This is a genomic window from Synechococcus sp. H55.2, from assembly GCF_047462495.1.
GTDB lineage: Bacteria > Cyanobacteriota > Cyanobacteriia > Thermostichales > Thermostichaceae > Thermostichus.
The window spans coordinates 1-3,494 of sequence record NZ_JANSJH010000134.1; the positions used below are offsets into that span (position 1 = coordinate 1).

Annotated in this window: 3 protein-coding genes; all 3 read left to right on the forward strand. The window is 63.1% G+C overall.

Features of this window, described 5'->3' with window-relative positions; all coding sequences use genetic code 11:
- Positions 1-46: 46 nt before the first annotated feature.
- Positions 47-700: a dephospho-CoA kinase gene (coaE, locus tag NW844_RS11995; protein WP_414335937.1), complete on the forward strand. Its 654-nt coding sequence runs from the start codon at positions 47-49 to the stop codon at positions 698-700.
- 36 nt (positions 701-736) lie between these two features.
- Positions 737-1,264: a hypothetical protein gene (locus NW844_RS12000; protein WP_414335938.1), complete on the forward strand. Its 528-nt coding sequence runs from the start codon at positions 737-739 to the stop codon at positions 1,262-1,264.
- 98 nt (positions 1,265-1,362) lie between these two features.
- Positions 1,363-3,494: DNA polymerase III subunit gamma/tau (locus tag NW844_RS12005; RefSeq protein ID WP_414335939.1), on the forward strand; the 2,132-nt coding region annotated here is incomplete at its 3' end.

The following is a 3,494-nucleotide window of genomic DNA, read 5'->3' on the forward strand; positions in this document are numbered from 1 at the left end:
GGGGGTGAGAGGCTGGCTCCAACTTGTGTGAAATCGTACAGCTCCCATGAGAATCATCGGCTTGACGGGCGGCATAGCCACCGGTAAATCCACAGTGGCCCGCATCTTGGAACGGCACGGGATCCCGGTGGCCGATGCGGATCAGATGGCCCGCCAGGCCTTGGCGGTGGGATCCCCCATCCGCGAGCGGGTGCTGCAGCGCTATGGCCAGGCCATCCGGGATCCCTCTGGAGAGCTGGATCGCCGCCAGTTAGGGCAGATTATCTTTGCCGATGCCGCCGAGCGGGCCTGGCTAGAAGCCCAGATTCACCCGTTTGTCAAAGCGCGGCTGCGGGAGTTTCTCCAGTCTCACGGAGCCTCTGCGCCGCAAGGGGTGCAACATCCTCAAAAGGACGGCCCTCCCACCGTTTGCCTGATGATCCCGCTGCTGTTTGAGGCCCACATGGAAAACTGGGTCAGCGAGATCTGGGTGGTGACCTGTACCCCTGAGCAGCAGCGGCAGCGCCTGGCTCAGCGGGATCCCCTCCTGACACCGGCAGAAATTGAAGCTCGCCTGGCCAGCCAGTGGCCCCTGGAGGAAAAGGCCCGTCGCGCCCATGTAGTGCTGGACAATTCCGGATCCCTGGCGGAGCTGGAAGCCCAGGTGCAACAAGCGCTGGCTTCCCAGAAACCCCTGGCCTCGCCCCAGCAGACTGGATAGAGTAGCGGATGGGGATGGTGGGTTGAGGAAGAGTCGATGCAAGAAACGATTTGCGGCGGCGAGCCTGTTGGCGATAGCAGGGCAGAGTCCTGGTGGGTGCAAGCGCTGGCGGCGCGGGAGCAGGAGATTCAGGCTTTGCGGGAGCGCAACCGCCTGCTGCAAAGCCAGATCGATCTTTTGGAGCTGCGCCAAGAAAAGCAACACCGACAGATTCGCAGCTATGAGGCCGAGATCGAGCAGCTCTACCAAGAAAAGCAGGTGTTGGAGCAGATGCTCCAAGAGCTGCCGGAGCTCTACCGGCGCAAGCTGCAGGCCCGCCTGCAGCCCATCCGCGAGCGCATCGCCGCCATTCAAGCAGAAAATCGCCAGCTCAAGAGGGAGCTGTACCAGCTCAGCTACCGCCTGCAGCACATAGATCAACTGGATGCCCCCCGCTGGAAGGTGCAATTGCCGCAGATGCCGCCCCTGCGCCGCCGGGATCCCAAGGCTTTGCTTGCCCAGGAAGCAGCATCTTCTTCAAGACTCGGTGTTGCTCCTGAGGGACACAGGGAGAAGCCAGAATAGGGGGAGCCCCCCTGGGATCGCCTCAGCATCGAGGGGTTGCGGCGGGGGCGCGCTTGCAAGGACTCCGTCCCGCTATTGCGACTGGAGATCTCCAAAAAATGGCCGCTGCCGGCAAGTACGAACCCCTTCATTTGAAATACCGCCCGCAGCGCTTTGCCGATGTGGTGGGCCAAGGGGCGGTGGTACAGACTTTGACCAATGCCATCCGGCAAAACCGGGTGGCGCCGGCCTACTTGTTCTGTGGGCCGCGCGGCACGGGCAAGACCTCCAGCGCCCGCATTTTGGCTAAGTCCCTAAATTGCGAGCAGGGGCCGACGCCGGATCCCTGTCAGGTGTGCAGCCAGTGCCGCGCCATCACCGCCGGCTCTTCTTTGGATGTGATTGAAATCGACGCCGCCAGCAATACCGGTGTGGACAACATCCGCGAGCTGATCGAGCGGGCCCAGTTTGCGCCGGTGAATAGCCGCTACAAGGTCTATGTCATCGACGAGTGCCACATGCTCAGCAATGCCGCCTTCAACGCTTTGCTGAAGACCCTAGAAGAGCCGCCCCCCCGCGTGGTGTTTGTGCTGGCCACCACCGACCCTCAGCGGGTTCTGCCCACCATCGTTTCCCGCTGTCAGCGCTTTGACTTTCGCCGCATTCCCCTCGACGACATGGTGGCCCACCTGGGCAAGATTGCCGCCCAGGAAGGGATCCCCATCACGGCAGAAGCCTTGCAGCTGGTGGCCCAACTGGCCCAGGGAGGGCTGCGGGACGCCGAGCGCCTGTTGGATCAGCTCAGCTTGCTGGAGGGATCCATCACCCCAGAAGCCGTGTGGGACTTGGTGGGCGGGATCCCGGAGCGGCAGCTTTTGGAGTTGACCGATGCCCTGCTGGCTCAGGATGTGCAAGCAGTGCTGGCCCAGACGCGGCAATTGCTGGAGCGGGGCAGAGAGCCGCCGGTGCTGCTGCAGAGCCTGGTGGCCTTTTACCGGGATCTGCTGCTGGCCAAGACGGCACCACAACAGCGGCAGTTGGCGGCCGTAACGGATCCCACTTGGGCAGCCCTGCAGCAGCGGGCCCCTCGCTACTCGGTGGAGATGCTGCTGGCGGCCCAGAGCCATCTGCGCCAGTGCGAGCCGCAAATTCGCCAGGGCGGCCAGCCCCAGCTTTGGTTGGAAATTGCCCTGCTGGATCTGCTGGGCCAGCTTCGCCAGGGTGCCGTCCCGCTGCCATCGACAGAGGCCAAAGGCGGAAAGCCGCTCCCCGTTGCCGACCTATCCCCTGCTCTCTCTCCTGAAGCTGTTGTCGGCCCGTCTTCTGCTAGGGGCAGCAGCAAGCCGGAGGTCTTGAAGAACCTCGATGGGAACGTTGCCCCCGCTGTCGTAGGAGAAAAGCAGCAGGCTGCAGCAGCGGTTGAAAAGCTCCCAACCCCTGCCTCTCGAGCAACGGGGGACTCCACACCGCCACCGACAGCAGGGCCAAGCCGAGGGGAGACTTCCCCGGAAAAAGCGCAAGATCCCGCCGCTTCCTCCGCCAGGCTCTTGCGGCCCCGCTGGGAGGAGTTCCTCAAGGGCCTTTCCCCAATTACCAAAGCCCTGCTGGGATCCGGGCATTTGCAGCAAGAGACTCTGGAAGAGATTACCCTTGCCTTTCCCAGCAAAGGCTTGGTGGACAAGGTGCGCAGCAAAGAAGCCGAACTGCGGTCGGTACTCCACCATCTGTTGCAGCGCCCTGTGCAGCTCAACTTGGTTGTGCAGCGCTCCGGCAGGCCGGAGGTTTCCAATCGCACCGGCGAAACCAAGTCCAAGAGCTCCGCCCCGCTGCCGCCCACAGCATTTCTCCCCCCCGATCCCGTTGCCGCGCCAGGGTTGCCAAGCGATAACACCAGCAGCCCTGCTTCCTCAACGGAGCCCATCCCGCCAAGTACCGGGCACCATCCCCCCTCTGACCCACCTTCGCCAGAGCCTGAGCGCAACGATCCCGTGGGGGGCGCTCAGGTGAACGGCTCAGCAACCAGCATTGCTTCTCTAGGTTATGCAGAGCACCGTCGGCAGTCCTATGAACTAACCCATGAGCTGGCGGAGATTGCCCGCCGTTTTGCCGACCATTTCAACGGCAGCCTGGTGGACTTGGAGGGGGTGTTGGGATCCGCGGCAGGGCTCTCCTCAATGGAGACTTTAGAAGCCGAGGGATCCCTCGACCTGCTCTCCGGTGAGATCTACGACCCGCCGACACCGGCAGAAGG